This window comes from Pseudomonas sp. zfem004 (assembly GCF_032621715.1).
Classification (GTDB): Bacteria; Pseudomonadota; Gammaproteobacteria; order Pseudomonadales; family Pseudomonadaceae; genus Aquipseudomonas; species Aquipseudomonas sichuanensis.
Genome location: NZ_JAVYJF010000002.1, coordinates 95,838 through 111,611, shown reverse-complemented (window position 1 = coordinate 111,611; position 15,774 = coordinate 95,838). Strand labels below are relative to the sequence as shown.

Below are 15,774 nucleotides of genomic sequence, written 5' to 3'. Positions count from 1 at the left end.
TCTCCTCAGTCGCCGAAGGCCATGCCGTGCTTGGCCTTGCTGTTCTTCACCGCTTCCAGCACCGCCAGCAGGGTGTCGTCACGGTAGCGTTCCAGCGCGGCGATGCTGCGCTCGCCCAACTGCTCAGAGGTGCCGTCGACCACATCGTCGATCAGCTTGTCGGTCAGCTCCGGTGCCGGCAGGTAGGTCCAGGGCAACTGCAGCGCGGGGCCGAACTGGGCCATGAAGTGGCGCATGCCGGCATCGCCCCCGGCCAGGGTGTAGGTGAGGAAAGTACCCATGAACGACCAGCGCAGGCCTGCGCCGAAACGGATCGCGTCGTCGATTTCGCCGGTACTGGCGACGCCGTCGTTGACCAGGTGCAGGGCTTCGCGCCACAGCGCTTCGAGCAGGCGGTCGGCGATGAACCCCGGGACTTCCTTGCGTACATGCAGCGGGCGCATGCCCAGCGCGGTGTAGACAGTCTTGGCCGCCTCGATGGCTTCGGGGCTGGTGTTGCGGCCGCCAACGATCTCCACCAGCGGCAGCAGGTACACCGGGTTGAACGGGTGGCCGACCACGCAGCGCTCGGGGTGGGTGGCCGACTCGTAGAATTCGCTGGGCAACAGGCCCGAGGTGCTGGAGCCGATGATCGCGTTCGGCTTGGCGGCGGCGCTGATCCTGGCGTGCAGGTCGAGCTTGAGGTCCAGGCGCTCGGGCGCGCTTTCCTGGATGAAGTCGGCGTCGCGCACGCATTCCTCGATGGTGGCGACGAACCTGAGGTGGTCCTGCGCGGCGCCGGGAGCCAGGCCTTGTTTCTCCAGTGCCGGCCAGGCATTGGCGATACGTTTGCGCAGCGCCGCCTCGGCGCCGGGCGCCGGGTCCCAGGCGACCACATCCAGGCCGTGGGCCAGGGCGCGGGCGACCCAGCCGCTGCCGATGACGCCGCTACCCAGGGCGGCGAAGGTCTTGATGTCGGTGATAAAAGGCATATCGGGCTCTCTATGTTCTTGATATTGGCGCGGGCCCTGTGGGAGCGGGTTTACCCGCGAAGCAGACGCCGCGATGGATGGCACCGGCAACGCCGGTGATCGCGGGGCAAGCCCGCTCCCACGGCTCAGCGGCGCTTGAGGTTCATCTTTTCCCGGCCTTCTGCCGGGTTCAGCACGCGCCCACCCATGCGGGTGATGATCTCGGCGGCGCGCTCCACCAACTGGCCGTTGCTGGCCAGCACACCGCGGTCCAGGTACAGGTTGTCTTCCAGCCCCACCCGCACGTTGCCGCCCAGCAGCACCGCCTGGGCGGCCATCGGCATCTGCATGCGGCCGATGCCGAAGCCGGCCCAGGTCACGTCGGCGGGCAGGTTGTCGACCATGGCCTTCATCGTCGTGGTGTCGGCCGGTGCGCCCCACGGGATGCCCAGGCACAGCTGGAACAGCGGGTCGTGCAGCAGGCCTTCCTTGATCATCTGCTTGGCGAACCACAGGTGGCCGGTGTCGAAGATCTCGAGTTCGGCTTTCACGCCCAGTTCGGTGATGCGCTTGGCGCCGGCGCGCAGTTGCGCCGGGGTGGACACGTAGATGGCGTTGCCGTCGCCGAAGTTGAGGGTGCCGCAGTCCAGGGTGCAGATTTCCGGCAGCAGCGCCTCGACGTGGGCCAGGCGTTCCAGCGGGCCGATCAGGTCGGTGCCGGCGCCGAACTCCATGGGGGTTTCGCCCGGGCCGATCTCCAGGTCGCCACCCATGCCGGCGGTGAGGTTGACGATGATGTCCACGTCGGCTTCGCGGATGCGCTCCATCACTTCGCGGTACAGCGCCACATCGCGGCTGAAGCGGCCGGTTTGTGGGTCGCGGACGTGGCAGTGGACCACGGTGGCGCCGGCCTTGGCGGCTTCCACGGCGGCTTCGGCGATCTGTTTTGGGGTGACCGGGACCAGGTGGCTCTTGGCGACCGTGTCGCCAGCGCCGGTGAGGGCGCAGGTGATGATGACGTCGTGGTTCATGTTTATGTTCCTTGTGTGTCTGTCAGGGCCCTATCGCGGGGCAAGCCCGCTCCCACGCAGGTGGCGTGTACATATGTGGGAGCGGGCTTGCCCCGCGATGGGGCCGGATCAGTTGGCAGTGAGCTTGAGGTTGTCGGCGGCCGGCTTGCCGTCGAAGGTGGTCACACCTTCCAGCCAGCGGGCCTTGTCCTCGGGGTGGTCCTTGAGCCACTGGCGGGCCGATTCCAGCGCATCCTTGTGGTCGAGCAGCGGCTGCATCATGCGGCTCTCGTCCTCGGCGCTGAAACTGAGGTTGGTCAGCAGGCGGTGGGCGTTGGGGCAACGCTCGGCGTAGTCTGGCGCGGTCACCGTCCACACCGTGGCGCGGCCTTCGTCCGGGCCGAGGGCGTCCTGGCTGTCACCCAGGTAGACCATGTCGATGTTCACGTTCATCGGGTGCGGCGCCCAGCCGAAGAACACCACCGCTTCGTTGCGCCGCACGGCGCGGTCGACCGCGGCGAGCATGCCGGCCTCGCTGGACTCGACCAGCTGGAACTTGCCCAGGTCGAACTGGTTCTTGGCGATCATCGCCTTGATCTGGGTGTTGGCGCCGGAACCCGGCTCGATGCCGTAGATCTTGCCGCCCAGCTCTTTCTGGAACTTGTGGATGTCGGCGAACGTCTTCAAACCCTTGTCGGCGAGGTATTTCGGCACCGCCAGGGTAGCGCGGGCATCCTCAAGGCTCGGCTTGTCGAGCACCTTGACCTGGCTGGCCGCCACGAACGGGGTGATGGTCTGGGTCATGATCGGGTTCCAGTAACCCAGGAACATGTCCAGGCGCTTGTCGCGGATGCCGGCGAAGATGATCTGCTGCGAGGCGCTGGTCTGCTTGGTCTGGTAGCCCAGGCCATCGAGCAGCACCTGAGCCATGGCGCTGGTGGCGATCACGTCGGTCCAGTTGACCACGCCCAGGCGCACGTCCTTGCAGGCGGCGGGTTCGGCGGCGAAGAGCGGGGATACCACGGTGGAACTGAGGGCGAGGGACAACAGGCTGCGGCGGATAAAGCGTTGCATGGTGGCTCTCCATCGGCAGTGCATATTGTTATGGGTTCCGGCCTCTGCGGGCCGTGAGAACACGCTACGCTGGTGACGGGCCGGGAAATCGCACTCTGGCGACCAACACTTGCACGCAGGCGACCACTTTTGGTGGGGAGCATGGAATGTCGGAAACGCTGCATTTCCTCTTGTTGCCAGGCTTCTCGGCCATGGGCTTCATCAGCGCCATCGAGCCGCTGCGGGTGGCCAATCGCTTTCGTGGCGCGCTGTACCAGTGGCGCGTGCTCAGCCTCGATGGCGGGGCGGTGCAGGCCAGCAACGGCATGTCGGTGAATGCCGATGGTGCATTGGGCGAGGATGAACAGGTGCGCCTGCTGCTGGTGGTGGCCGGCTTCGAACCGCTGGCCTGTTATGGGCCGGCACTGCAGCAGGCGCTGCGCCGCCTTGACCATGAAGGCGTGGTGCTGGGCGGCATCGACACGGGCGCCATGGTGCTGGCCGAGGCCGGCCTGCTCGATGGTTATCGCGCCACCCTGCACTGGGAGGCACTCGAGGCCTTCAAGGAGCGCTATCCGCGCCTGCAGGCGACCCAGGAACTGTTCGAACTGGACCGCCGACGCATCACTTGTGCCGGCGGCACCGCGTCCATCGACCTGATGCTCGACCTGATCGCCCAGGCCCATGGCAGCGAGCTGGCGGTGCAGGTGTCCGAGCAGTTCGTGCTCGGCCGCATCCGCCCGCGCCAGGACCACCAGCGCATGCAGATCGCCAGCCGCTATGGGTTGCGTAACAAGAAGCTGGTGAAGGTGATCGGCGAAATGGAGCGCAATACCGAGCTGCCGCTCAACACCCAGGTGCTGGCCGAGGCGATACAGGTCACCCGGCGTCAGTTGGAGCGGCTGTTCCGCCTGCACCTGGACGACACGCCCAGTGGCTTTTACCTGCGCTTGCGCCTGGACAAGGCCCGGCAGCTGTTGCGCCAGACCGACATGAGTGTGCTGGAAGTGGCGGTGGCGTGCGGGTTCGAGTCGGCGTCGTATTTCACGCGGTGCTATCGGGCGCGGTTCGAGCGGTGCCCGAGGGAGGACAGGCTGGCCAAGGTAGTTTGATGTTCGCCTGCACCGGCCTCTTCGCGGGTAAACCCGCTCCCACAGGGACTGCGCAGGCTTCATGCACTGTGGGTACCTGTGGGAGCGGGTTTACCCGCGAAAGGGCCGGAGCAGGATTACTGCTGGCCAATCCCCTGCAGGTATTCGGAGCGCTCATCGCTACGCTGCGCTACACAGGTATTCCAAGCCGCCTCGAAGGCCTTGCTGCCAGGTTTCTCGGCATAGGTCTCGACCTTGCAGTCGGCATCGCGCAGCTGCGCCCACAGTTTCTCGGCTGCCTCCATGCGTCCGGTCAGCGCGCTGGCCTTGTCGCTTTCGTCCGCATATTGATCGCGGATGCGCTGGATCAAGTCGTCATAAGCAGCCTTCAGTTCGCGCTCGGCGGTTTGCTTGTTATAGGCCGCGCACGCATAGGTCTGCTGGTCGCTCTCGACGTTGTCGCAGGGCGTGCTTTCTTCCTCGGCGGCGTGGGCACCGCACGCGACGGCCAGCAGTACCAGCCATCTGATTGCTTTCATCGGTCATCTCCTGGAACGGGCGTTAACGAAGCCGACGGCGATTCTCGCCCAGAGTGACGGGCTCGAACAGTGAAGAAATGAATGCATTCGATCGGTTTTGGTGGATGTACCTGATAAAAATGCCAGTTTCTCGATGCTCGTTCTTCCCATAGCGTGATCAGGAGCCTGCCTATCGGAGTGACCGCCATGTTAAGCGAACGCAAAGCAATGTTCTGGCGAGGGATGATGATAATCAGCGCGACATTGCTGATGAATTGCACTGCCGCCGCACTTGAAAAGGAAGCGATCAAGGTTGCCTCGCCGCAAGCCGCGGTGGGATGTGACAGTGATTCGGAAACCTTCGCGGAATTCATGAAGCCAGGGTGGAATCTGCTACCTTTTTATCCAAATAATACGCAGCTGATGATCATCGGTTCCGACCCGCAGGCGTATCGCTATATGTCCTCGCGTAGTCCCTATAATGAAAATATTGATGACAGATGGCCGAACGCTGTTGTACCGGTCTTCCAAGCCATCGCTGCCGAACGCAGTGCGGTAAATTATTATGTGCCTTTCATCATAAATGGCGATTTGACCGAATTCGGTCATGGCGGGGAGCGGAGGACCACTCGGTTTTACTTGAAGAACTACTTGCCGGGCGGTGTCGGGGGGCCATTATTTCTGCCAGGGCTGGGGAATCATGACTATGACAATAATGTCAACGATTGCGAAAACAATGGCTGCGCGCGCGACTCTGTCTGTGATCTCATCACTTGGGTGCAGGCGATAAACCCCAAAGATGGCTTTGACTACCAGTACGTCTCCGGTAATCGCCACATAGGCTCTCTCGCCTATTCGGTGACGGTTGGGCGTGTCCATATCATCCAGCTGAATCAGGAACCCTTCTATACGCGTTCTTTCTCCACCGGTGGCAACTCCACTGGAAAACCGAGACGTTATTTCGACATCACGAGTTCCATGCAGTGGTTGCAGGATGATCTTCGGATTGCCTCGGAGCGGGGTGAAGCGATCATCATCAATATGCACAAGCCCACTGGCTGGGTCACGGATGATCTGAATGCCGCCTGGTTCGCTGAGCTCGTTAGCCACTATAACGTCACTGCCATCTTCGCGGGACATTTCCACAACAGCATTGGCCGTTATTCGAGCCGAGGCGATGTTCCTGTTTTTCTGAGTGGCGGATTGTTGGCGAAGAGCTATCTGCGCTTAAAATTTAACTGGACTAGTATGCAGTTGTCTGTAGAGCCGGTGTTGCTCGACCAAGGGCCGCGAGCGCCGTCCGTGGTGGACATACGAAGACAGGAGCGGAAAGAATATGTAGTAATTACGCTTTATGAGCATGAAAATCGTCAAGGGGCGAGTTGTAAGTTTATTTTGAGCGATCGCGAGACCAAGGCGGGTCAAGCTTTTCCTTGTTTGTTTAATTTTGGATATAGTAATTCTTCGGCCCGAGTTGACGGGTTTGCTGCGGGGTCAGAACTTTGCTTCATGGGGCGGATGGGAGAGACTCGATGCATAAGAGGGAATTATTCCGGGTCCTTTAACCTGGACACCTTCAATGGTACGCCGTCGCTGCCTAACGGATTGGTCATGAGTTCCAGCGGCGGAAGCATGAATGATAATTTGAAGGCTGCTGCCTATAATGTTGAGTGGAACACCATAGAGCTGTACGAGCACGAGAATTTTGGCGGGAAAAAATGCTCGATACGCGTTAGGCAGTATGAAGCCGTTGATGTCGAAAAGGACTGCGGGGCAGGGTGGAAATACAAAACATCCTCGGCCAAAATTCTTGGCTTTAAACCGGGTTCTATTTTCAGGTTTGAAACGGAAAATCGTATTTCCTTTTTTTGGGATTACAGAAGTACGAATTTTCAAGGCGATTTGGATATTCCAAGCTTCATCACGCCAGGGCCGCTTCCTTCAGGTGTAGAGTTTTATCAATCGGGACAAGTGAACGACCGAATCGAGATGGTTTGGCGCCCTCTATAGCTAGCGCTACTCACCCCCCCGATAGCTGCATAGCAGGCCCTCTCGCTCAGGGCCTGCGCCCTTTGTTCCTCGATTGACGCTTTCGGCAAACCCCCTGTCGTTTTTGCATCGGGGCGCCTCGGGCGGCAGGCATATGCTGGCCCCAAAGCGCCGACACAAGGTTTGGCGCCAGCAAACTCAATAAAAGGGGACAGCCTGATGAGCCCAGCCGAACTTCACGCCGACAGCATCGTCATCGACGGTTTGATCATTGCCAAGTGGAACCGCGAGCTGTTCGAAGACATGCGCAAGGGCGGGCTGACCGCGGCCAACTGCACCGTGTCGGTGTGGGAGGGCTTCAAGGCCACCGTCGACAACATCGCCGCCAGCCAGAAGCTGATCCGCGACAACAGCGACCTGGTGATGCCGGTGCGCACCACCGCCGACATCCGCAAGGCCAAGGAACTGGGCAAGACCGGCATCCTCTTCGGCTTCCAGAACGCCCATGCGTTCGAAGACCAGATCGCCTATGTAGACGTGTTCAAGCAGCTGGGCGTGGGCATCGTGCAGATGTGCTACAACACCCAGAACCTGGTCGGCACCGGCTGCTACGAGCGTGACGGCGGCCTGTCGGGCTTCGGTCGCGAGATCGTCGCCGAAATGAACCGCGTCGGCATCATGTGCGACCTGTCCCACGTCGGCTCCAAGACCTCCGAGGAAGTCATCCTCGAATCGAAAAAGCCCGTCTGCTACTCCCACTGCCTGCCGTCGGGGCTCAAGGAGCACCCGCGCAACAAGTCCGATGAAGAACTGAAGTTCATCGCCGACCACGGCGGCTTCGTCGGCGTGACCATGTTCGCGCCGTTCCTGGCCAAGGGCATCGACTCGACCATCGACGACTACGCCGAGGCCATCGAGTACACCATGAACATCGTCGGTGAAGACGCCATCGGCATCGGCACCGACTTCACCCAGGGCCATGGCCAGGACTTCTTCGAGTACCTGACCCACGACAAGGGCTACGCCCGTCGCCTGACCAACTTCGGCAAGATCATCAACCCGCTGGGCATTCGTACTGTCGGCGAGTTCCCCAACCTCACCGAGACCCTGCTCAAGCGCGGCCATTCCGAGCGCGTGGTACGCAAGATCATGGGCGAGAACTGGGTCAACGTCCTCAAGGATGTGTGGGGCGAGTAAGCCGCACTCCAAGCCTGAAAACCCCGGCCAGCAACGCCGGGGCCTCCCAACAAAAAATTTTATGGAGTTGAGTTTCCATGGCCAAGATCGCCCCGCAATTGCCAATCGAAGTCGACAGCGAGACCGGTGTCTGGACCAGCGACGCCCTGCCGATGCTCTACGTGCCACGGCATTTCTTCGTCAACAACCACATGGGCATCGAGGAAGTGCTGGGCGCCGACGCCTATGCCGAGATCCTCTACAAGGCCGGCTACAAGTCCGCCTGGCACTGGTGCGAAAAAGAAGCCGAGTGCCATGGCCTGGAAGGCGTGGCGGTGTTCGAGCACTACATGAAGCGCCTGAGCCAGCGTGGCTGGGGCCTGTTCAAGATCCAGGACATCGACCTGGATAAAGGCACCTGCAGCGTCAAGCTCGAGCACTCGGCGTTCGTCTATGTGTACGGCAAGTGCGGCCGCAAGGTCGACTACATGTTCACGGGCTGGTTCGCCGGCGCCATGGACCAGATTCTCGCTGCCCGCGGCAGCTCGATCCGCACCGTGGCCGAGCAGGTCTACGGCGGGTCGGAAGAAGGCCACGAAGATGGCCTGTTCGTAACAAAGCCGTTGTAAGCCGGAGATAGCGTCATGGCCTTCGAAGCAATGTTCCAGCCGATCCAGATCGGCAAACTGACCATCCGCAACCGTGTGCTCAGCACCGCGCACGCCGAGGTGTATGCCACCGACGGCGGGATGACCACCGACCGCTATGTGAAGTACTACGAAGAGAAGGCCAAGGGCGGCATCGGCCTGGCGATCTGCGGCGGTTCGTCCGTGGTGGCCATCGACAGCCCGCAGGAGTGGTGGTCGTCGGTCAACCTGTCGACCGACCGCATCATCCCGCACTTCCAGAACCTGGCTGACGCCATGCACAAGCATGGCGCCAAGATCATGATCCAGATTACCCACATGGGCCGTCGCTCGCGCTGGGACGGCTTCAACTGGCCGACCCTGATGTCGCCGTCGGGCATCCGTGAACCGGTGCACCGCGCCACCTGCAAAACCATCGAAGTAGAAGAGATCTGGCGCGTCATCGGCAACTACGCGCAGGCTGCGCGCCGCGCCAAGGAGGGCGGCCTGGACGGCGTCGAGCTGTCGGCGGTGCACCAGCACATGATCGACCAGTTCTGGAGCCCACGGGTCAACAAGCGTACCGACGAGTGGGGCGGCACCTTCGAAGGCCGCATGAAGTTCGGCATGGAGGTGCTCAAGGCCGTGCGCAAGGAAGTCGGTGACGACTTCTGCGTGGGCATGCGCATCTGCGGCGACGAATTCCACCCCGATGGCCTCAGCCACGAGGACATGAAGCAGATCGCCGCCTACTACGACGCCACCGGCATGCTCGATTTCATCGGCGTGGTCGGCTCGGGCTGCGATACCCACAACACCCTGGCCAACGTCATCCCCAACATGAGCTACCCGCCGGAGCCATTCCTGCACCTGGCGGCCGGTATCAAGGAAGTGGTCAAGGTCCCGGTACTGCATGCGCAGAACATCAAGGACCCGAACCAGGCCACGCGCATTCTGGAAGGCGGCTACGTGGACATGGTGGGCATGACCCGCGCGCACATCGCCGACCCGCACCTGATCGCCAAGATCAAGATGGGCCAGGTGGACCAGATCAAGCAGTGCGTCGGCGCCAACTACTGCATCGACCGCCAGTACCAGGGCCTGGACGTGCTGTGCATCCAGAACGCCGCCACTTCCCGTGAATACATGGGCGTGCCGCACATCATCGAGAAGACCACCGGCGCCAAGCGCAAGGTGGTGATCGTCGGCGCCGGCCCTGCCGGCATGGAGGCCGCCCGCGTGGCCGCCGAGCGTGGCCACGATGTGACCGTGTTCGAGAAGAAAGAGCAGATCGGCGGGCAGATCACCATCGCCGCCAAGGCCCCGCAGCGCGACCAGATCGCCGGCATCACCCGCTGGTACCAGCTGGAGTTCGCCCGCCTGAAGATCGACCTGCGCCTGGGCACCGCCGCTGACGTGGCGACCATCCAGGACCTGCGGCCGGACATCATCGTGCTGGCGGTGGGCGGCCATCCGTTCGTCGAGCAGAACGAGCATTGGGGCGCCGCCGAAGGGCTGGTGGTGAGCAGTTGGGACGTGCTCGACGGCAAGGTCGCACCGGGCAAGAACGTGCTGGTGTACGACACCATCTGCGAGTTCACCGGCATGTCGACGGCGGACTTCATCGCCGACAAGGGCAGCCAGGTCGAAATCGTCACCGACGACATCAAGCCGGGCGTGGCCATGGGCGGCACCAGCTTCCCCACCTACTACCGCAGCATGTACCCCAAAGAAGTGATCATGACCGGCGACATGATGCTGGAGAAGGTCTACCGCGAAGGCGACAAGCTGGTGGCGGTGCTCGAGAACGAGTACACGGGCGCCAAGGAAGAGCGGGTGGTGGACCAGGTGGTGGTGGAGAACGGCGTGCGTCCCGACGAGCAGCTGTACTACGCGCTCAAGGACGGTTCGCGCAACAAGGGCCAGATCGACGTCGAGGCGCTGTTCGCCATCAAGCCGCAGCCGATCCTCAGCCAGCCGGGCGAGGGCTACCTGTTGTACCGCATCGGCGACTGCGTGGCCCAGCGCAACGTGCATGCGGCGATCTACGACGCCTTGCGCCTGTGCAAGGATTTCTGATCGCAGAACCAACGCGGCATCTGTAGAGGAACACTGTGGGAGCGGGCTTGCCCCGCGATAGCGCCAGCCGGGGCAACCGGGTTGGCCGGCCGGACGCTATCGCGGGGCAAGCCCGCTCCCACAGGTTGCCCCACAGACCTGTGCCGCAAGCCTATTGCTGTTGTGGGAGCCTCCCATGTTGAACACCCTTCTACCCTTCCTGCTGTTCACCGCGCTGGCCCTGGCGGTGCTCGGCGCCCTGCGCCGGGTGCGCATGTGGCGGCGCGGCCGGCCGAGCAAGGTCGACCTGATCAAAGGCCTGCTGGCCATGCCACGGCGCTACCTGGTGGACCTGCACCACGTGGTCGAGCGCGACAAGTACATGTCCAAGACCCACGTGGCCACTGCCGGCGGTTTCGTGCTCTCGGCCGTGCTGGCGATCCTGGTGCACGGCTTTGGCCTGCACAGCAAGATCCTCGGTTATGCCCTGCTGGTCGCCACGGTGATCATGTTCAGCGGCGCGCTCTTCGTCTTCAAACGTCGCCTCGACCCACCTTCGCGCCTGTCCAAGGGCCCGTGGATGCGCCTGCCCAAGAGCCTGCTGATGTTCGCGGCGAGCTTCTTCATCGCGACCTTGCCGGTGGCCGGCATCCTGCCGGAAGGCACCGGTGGCTGGGTGCTGGTGGCGGTGCTTGGCGTCGGCGTGCTGTGGGGCGTGTCCGAGCTGTTTTTCGGCATGACCTGGGGCGGGCCGATGAAGCACGCCTTCGCCGGCGCCCTGCACCTGGCCTGGCACCGCCGCGCCGAGCGCTTCGGCGGCGGCCGTTCCACCGGCCTCAAGCCGCTGGATCTGGAAGACCCGAACGCGCCGCTGGGTGTGGAAAAACCGGTCGATTTCACCTGGAACCAGCTGCTCGGTTTCGACGCCTGCGTGCAATGCGGCAAGTGCGAGGCCATGTGCCCGGCATTCGCCGCCGGCCAGCCGCTGAACCCGAAAAAGCTCATTCAGGACATGGTCATCGGCCTGGCCGGTGGCACCGACGCCACGTTCGCCGGCAGCCCCTATCCGGGCAAGCCGATCGGTGAGCATGGCGGCCATCCGCACCAGCCCATCGTCAACGGCCTGGTCGATGCCGAAACCCTGTGGTCGTGCACCACCTGCCGCGCCTGCGTGGAGGAGTGCCCGATGATGATCGAGCACGTCGATGCCATCGTCGACATGCGCCGCCACCTCACCCTGGAAAAGGGTGCCACCCCGAACAAGGGCGCCGAGGTGCTGGACAACCTGATTGCCACCGACAACCCCGGCGGTTTCGCCCCGGGCGGGCGGATGAACTGGGCCGCCGACCTCAACCTGCAACTGCTCAGTGATGTGAAACGCACCGAGGTGCTGTTCTGGGTCGGCGATGGCGCCTTCGACATGCGCAACCAGCGCACCCTGCGCGCCTTCGTCAAAGTGCTCAAGGCCTCTGGCGTGGACTTCGCCGTGCTTGGCCTGGAAGAGCGCGACAGCGGTGACGTGGCGCGACGCCTGGGTGATGAAGCGACCTTCCAGCACCTGGCCAAACGCAATATCCAGACCCTGGCCAAGTACCAGTTCCAGCGCATCGTCACGTGCGACCCACACAGTTTCCATGTACTGAAGAACGAATACGGTGCCCTGGGCGGTGACTACCAGGTGCAGCACCACAGCACCTACATCGCCGAACTGATCGCCGCCGGCAAGCTCAACCTCGGCCAGCACAAGGGTGGCAGCGTCACCTACCACGACCCGTGCTATCTGGGCCGTTACAACGGCGAGTACGAGGCCCCGCGCGACGTGCTCAAGGCCCTGGGTATCGAGGTGCGCGAGATGCAGCGCTCGGGCTTCCGTTCCCGTTGCTGCGGCGGTGGCGGCGGCGCGCCGATCACCGACATCCCGGGCAAGCAACGTATCCCCGACATGCGCATGGACGATATCCGCGAGACCGAGGCAGAGCTGGTGGCCGTGGGTTGCCCACAGTGCACGGCGATGCTCGAAGGCGTGGTCGAACCGCGCCCACAGATCAAGGACCTCGCCGAGCTGGTCGCCGATGTGCTGATCGAAGACCAGGCCCCGGCCAGCGCCAAGTCGCCCGCCAGCAAACGTGAACCTGCGGAGGTGCACTGATGAGCGACATCATCCGCCGCGACCCACGCGCCGAGTGGATCGCCCGTAACCGCCTGCACCCGCTGCATGCGGCGATGCAGACGCAACAAACCAGCTGGATGGGCCCCAACGGCCTGATGCGCAAGAACCCCCATGCGATCGCTGCCGGCTTCATCGGCCCCAGCGGCCTCAAGCGCATCGACCGCAGCGGCGCCCAGCAGGGCACCGGTGTGGGCGGGCGGCGCACGGCCGCTGCCGAGGTACAGCTGCCGCTGCATCAGGTGACCGAGCCTGCGTTCTACATCGCCGTGGTGCCGGACATGGTCGGCGGTCGTCTCGGCAGCCACGACCGCGACCTGCTTGGCCTGGCCCACAGCCTGGCTGGCAGCGGCGGCGCGGTGCTGGCCGTGGTGTTCGGTGAGCACAAGGAAAGCAACTTTTCCACAGCTGGCGTCGATCGCCTGCTGGTCATCGAGGGCGAGGCCTTCGAAGGTTATGCACCGGAGCAACTGGTCCAGGGCCTGCGGGCTGTGGATAACCAGTTCGCGCCACGCCACTGGCTGTTGCCCGATAGCCGCACCGGTGGCGGCGAACTCGGCCGGCGTTTTGGCGCGGCCCTGGGCGAACGCCCGGCGACGCGGGTGTGGCAGGTCAAGGACGGCCAGTGCATCGGCCGTGCCGGCGCCGGCCAGCAGGATATCCAGCGCGACGTGCCACGCTTGATCCTGGCCGCTGCCGAATGCGCAGAGCCGGTGAGCGAAACCCGCCACGAAGCCTTGCCCGTGGAGTTGTCCACAGGCGTGGCGCGCAGTCTGTCGCGTATCGAGGACCTCGGCTCGGTGGCCGTGGACCCGGCCGCCATTGCCATGGCCGAGGCCGAGTTCATCGTCTCCGGCGGCAACGGCGTCAAGGACTGGGACCTGTACCACCAGGCCACCAAGGCCCTTGGCGCCACCGAAGGCGCCTCGCGCGTGGCGGTGGACGACGGCTTCATGCCGCGCAACCGCCAGGTAGGCGCCACCGGCACCTGGGTCACGGCGCGGGTCTACGTGGCTGTGGGTATCTCCGGCGCGATCCAGCACCTGCAGGGCATCGGCGCCTGCGACAAGGTGGTGGCGATCAACATGGACCCGGGCTGCGACATGATCAAACGGGCCGACCTGTCGGTGATTGGCGACAGCTCGGCGATTCTCAAGGCACTGATCGAGGCTGTGGACAACTACCGCAGCGGCGGCCAGCGCGACGCGGCATAAGGGCATGAGCATGAGTACGAAAGTCATCAGCCTGGTCTCGATTGGCGCCCACCCCAGCTCTGGCCGCGCACGCCGCGCCGAGCAGGACGCCCGCGCCGTGGAGCTGGGCTTGCAGCTGGCTGGGGATAACTTGCAGGTGGTGCATGCCGGTGATCCCCATGAAGAGGCTTTGCGTGCCTACCTGGGCATGGGGCTGGAGCATCTTGATGTCCTGGAGCAGCCCGCTGGCGCTGATGTATTGGGCGTGTTGGGCGACTACCTGCGCGATGCCGGCGCCCAGTTGGTGCTGACGGGCAGCCAGGCGGAGACCGGGGAAGGCTCGGGCATGTTGCCGTTTCTGTTGGCCGAGAAGCTCGGTTGGCCGTTGGTGGTCGGGCTGGCCGAAGTGGAATCGATCGAGAACGGCACCGCCCAGGTGTTGCAGGCGCTGCCACGGGGTCAGCGGCGCCGCTTGAAGGTACGTCTGCCGTTGCTCGCCACTGTGGATAACGCAGCTCCAAAGCCCCGCCAGAGCGCCTTCGGCCCGGCGAGGCGCGGGGTGTTGGCCCCCTTTGAGGTGGCGGTGGTGGACGACCCGGTACTGGGTGATGACGCCTTGCAGCCTGCGCGGCCACGGCCCAAGCGGCTCAAGGTGATCAAGGCCAAGAGCGGTGCCGACCGCATGAAGGCCGCCACGGCCAAGGCCAGTGGTGGTGGCGGCAAGGTGCTGAAGGATGTTTCGCCCCAGGAAGGCGCCGAGGCGATTCTCAAGCTGCTGGTGGAGGAGGGGGTGTTGCGCTGAGCAAACCCCGCCATTCAAGCCCTGCTTCCACAGGATTGCGCAGAGTTCGGCCTGGCGCTAACCCTGTGGGAGCGGGTTTACCCGCGAACACCGGCGAAGCCGGTGCCATCCACCGCATTGCCTGCTTCGCGGCTAAAGCCGCTCCCACAGGGTGCGCGTGAGCGTGCGGTGATAATTTTGCCCCCGAAATCTGTTCGCCAAGCTGTGGGTAAAGTGTTTGCGCTTCGCTACAGCCCTTTGAAATCAATGCCTTCAGTCGATTGATTAATTATTGACCAGGTCTTGCTCCAACTCTAACCCCTCAATTCCCCATCACTTGCCCACATTCGCTGTTAGCGGCCCTGTGGATAATCTGTTTGGACATGGCTACAGAGCCCGAATCATAGGGCTTGTAGAGGTTTGATCAAAAAGCGATCAAATCAACGTTCGAGGCCCGCCATGCCACTGAAATCAACGGGATAAGGTGTTTATCCACAACGGTTGTAGAACAGCCATCGCGCTTGTTCACAAACGCTGTTGGTCTCTCTGTGGACAAGGTGTTTGGTTGTTGCTGCAGCCCTTTGGATATATGGCCTGTAGCGATTTGATCATTTTTTGATCATTGTCTATCGGTTCCAGACCCTGTGGTTTTGCACAATCTGTGTGGCCCTGCCTGTGGATAAGTTGTTCGCTGCCTTCTCCAGGCCATGAATCACAAGGTCTGAAAGCGATTGCTCGAATTTTGACCAGCAGGCAATACCCACTACCCCTTATTTTTGCCAGTTTTACCGTTATCCCGGTGCGATTAGCCTAAGGTGGTCAAATCAGGGAGGCACTCCATGAGCCTTGTTCATTTGCTGGCAACTGACCGGCAGCGTTCTGTTCTCGACGATTCACGCGGTACCGCGAGGGCTTACACGGCATACGGGGCAACGATCCAAGGCGGGGCGATGAGCGCGTTCTGCGGCGAGCGCCTGGATGCCCTGACCGGTTGCTATCACCTGGGCAACGGACACCGGCAGTTCAACCCGGTGATCATGCGTTTTCATTCGCCAGATGCGTTTAGCCCCTTCGCTGAAGGGGGGCTGAATGCTTACGCTTACTGCGCTGGCGATCCCGTCAATCAAGCCGATCCAAGCGGGCGTTTCATCATCCCTACGTT

The 15,774-nt window shown here is 62.8% G+C and carries 12 protein-coding genes and 1 pseudogene; 9 read left to right on the top strand and 4 right to left on the bottom strand.

From position 1 onward, the window contains the following. Window positions 1-5: 5 nt before the first annotated feature. The 3 genes from RTH46_RS02705 to choX form a co-directional block, all read right to left on the bottom strand. Window positions 6-971 carry an L-carnitine dehydrogenase gene (locus RTH46_RS02705; protein WP_316904999.1) on the bottom strand — a complete coding sequence of 322 codons (966 nt, stop codon included), beginning with the start codon at window positions 969-971 and terminating at the stop codon, window positions 6-8. A 125-nt stretch (window positions 972-1,096) separates the two neighbouring features. Beyond that, window positions 1,097-1,981 carry a 3-keto-5-aminohexanoate cleavage protein gene (locus tag RTH46_RS02700; RefSeq protein WP_316904998.1) on the bottom strand — a complete coding sequence of 295 codons (885 nt, stop codon included), beginning with the start codon at window positions 1,979-1,981 and terminating at the stop codon, window positions 1,097-1,099. Window positions 1,982-2,089: 108 nt separating this feature from the next. After that, entirely contained in the window at window positions 2,090-3,034 is a 945-nt protein-coding gene (choX, locus tag RTH46_RS02695) for a choline ABC transporter substrate-binding protein (protein ID WP_153785719.1), read from the bottom strand. A gap of 146 nt (window positions 3,035-3,180) precedes the next feature. On the opposite strand from choX, the gene RTH46_RS02690 reads away from it, so the two are divergent. Continuing rightward, window positions 3,181-4,125 (top strand): GlxA family transcriptional regulator, encoded by a 945-nt coding sequence (locus RTH46_RS02690; protein ID WP_153785720.1) that lies wholly within the window; start codon window positions 3,181-3,183, stop codon window positions 4,123-4,125. Between the two features lie 116 nt (window positions 4,126-4,241). On the opposite strand, the gene RTH46_RS02685 is transcribed toward RTH46_RS02690, so the two are convergent. Beyond that, a complete protein-coding gene (locus tag RTH46_RS02685) occupies window positions 4,242-4,643 on the bottom strand; it encodes a lysozyme inhibitor LprI family protein (protein WP_153785721.1) in 402 nt (133 codons plus the stop codon). Window positions 4,644-4,829: 186 nt separating this feature from the next. Between RTH46_RS02685 and RTH46_RS02680 the strand changes: the two genes are divergently transcribed. The 8 genes and pseudogenes from RTH46_RS02680 to RTH46_RS26225 form a co-directional block, all read left to right on the top strand. Beyond that, window positions 4,830-6,632 (top strand): metallophosphoesterase family protein, encoded by a 1,803-nt coding sequence (locus RTH46_RS02680; RefSeq protein WP_316904997.1) that lies wholly within the window; start codon window positions 4,830-4,832, stop codon window positions 6,630-6,632. Window positions 6,633-6,830: 198 nt separating this feature from the next. Continuing rightward, window positions 6,831-7,808 (top strand): dipeptidase, encoded by a 978-nt coding sequence (locus RTH46_RS02675; RefSeq protein ID WP_003257506.1) that lies wholly within the window; start codon window positions 6,831-6,833, stop codon window positions 7,806-7,808. Between the two features lie 77 nt (window positions 7,809-7,885). Further along, window positions 7,886-8,416 (top strand): DUF5943 domain-containing protein, encoded by a 531-nt coding sequence (locus RTH46_RS02670; RefSeq protein ID WP_153785723.1) that lies wholly within the window; start codon window positions 7,886-7,888, stop codon window positions 8,414-8,416. A gap of 15 nt (window positions 8,417-8,431) precedes the next feature. Further along, the gene (gene dgcA / locus RTH46_RS02665; RefSeq protein WP_153785724.1) at window positions 8,432-10,492 is read left to right on the top strand and encodes a dimethylglycine demethylation protein DgcA; all 2,061 of its coding nucleotides are present in this window, start codon (window positions 8,432-8,434) and stop codon (window positions 10,490-10,492) included. 175 nt (window positions 10,493-10,667) lie between these two features. After that, window positions 10,668-12,620: a dimethylglycine demethylation protein DgcB gene (gene dgcB, locus RTH46_RS02660; protein ID WP_316904996.1), complete on the top strand. Its 1,953-nt coding sequence runs from the start codon at window positions 10,668-10,670 to the stop codon at window positions 12,618-12,620. After that, window positions 12,620-13,852 carry an electron transfer flavoprotein subunit alpha/FixB family protein gene (locus tag RTH46_RS02655; RefSeq protein ID WP_316904995.1) on the top strand — a complete coding sequence of 411 codons (1,233 nt, stop codon included), beginning with the start codon at window positions 12,620-12,622 and terminating at the stop codon, window positions 13,850-13,852. Before dgcB ends, RTH46_RS02655 begins: the two co-directional genes overlap by 1 nt. Before the next feature lie 10 nt (window positions 13,853-13,862). After that, window positions 13,863-14,633, top strand: coding sequence for an electron transfer flavoprotein subunit beta (locus tag RTH46_RS02650; RefSeq protein WP_316904994.1), 771 nt, complete (start codon window positions 13,863-13,865; stop codon window positions 14,631-14,633). Between the two features lie 815 nt (window positions 14,634-15,448). Continuing rightward, window positions 15,449-15,754: pseudogene (locus tag RTH46_RS26225) on the top strand (RHS repeat-associated core domain-containing protein); the annotation flags it as partial. Window positions 15,755-15,774 lie beyond the last annotated feature (20 nt).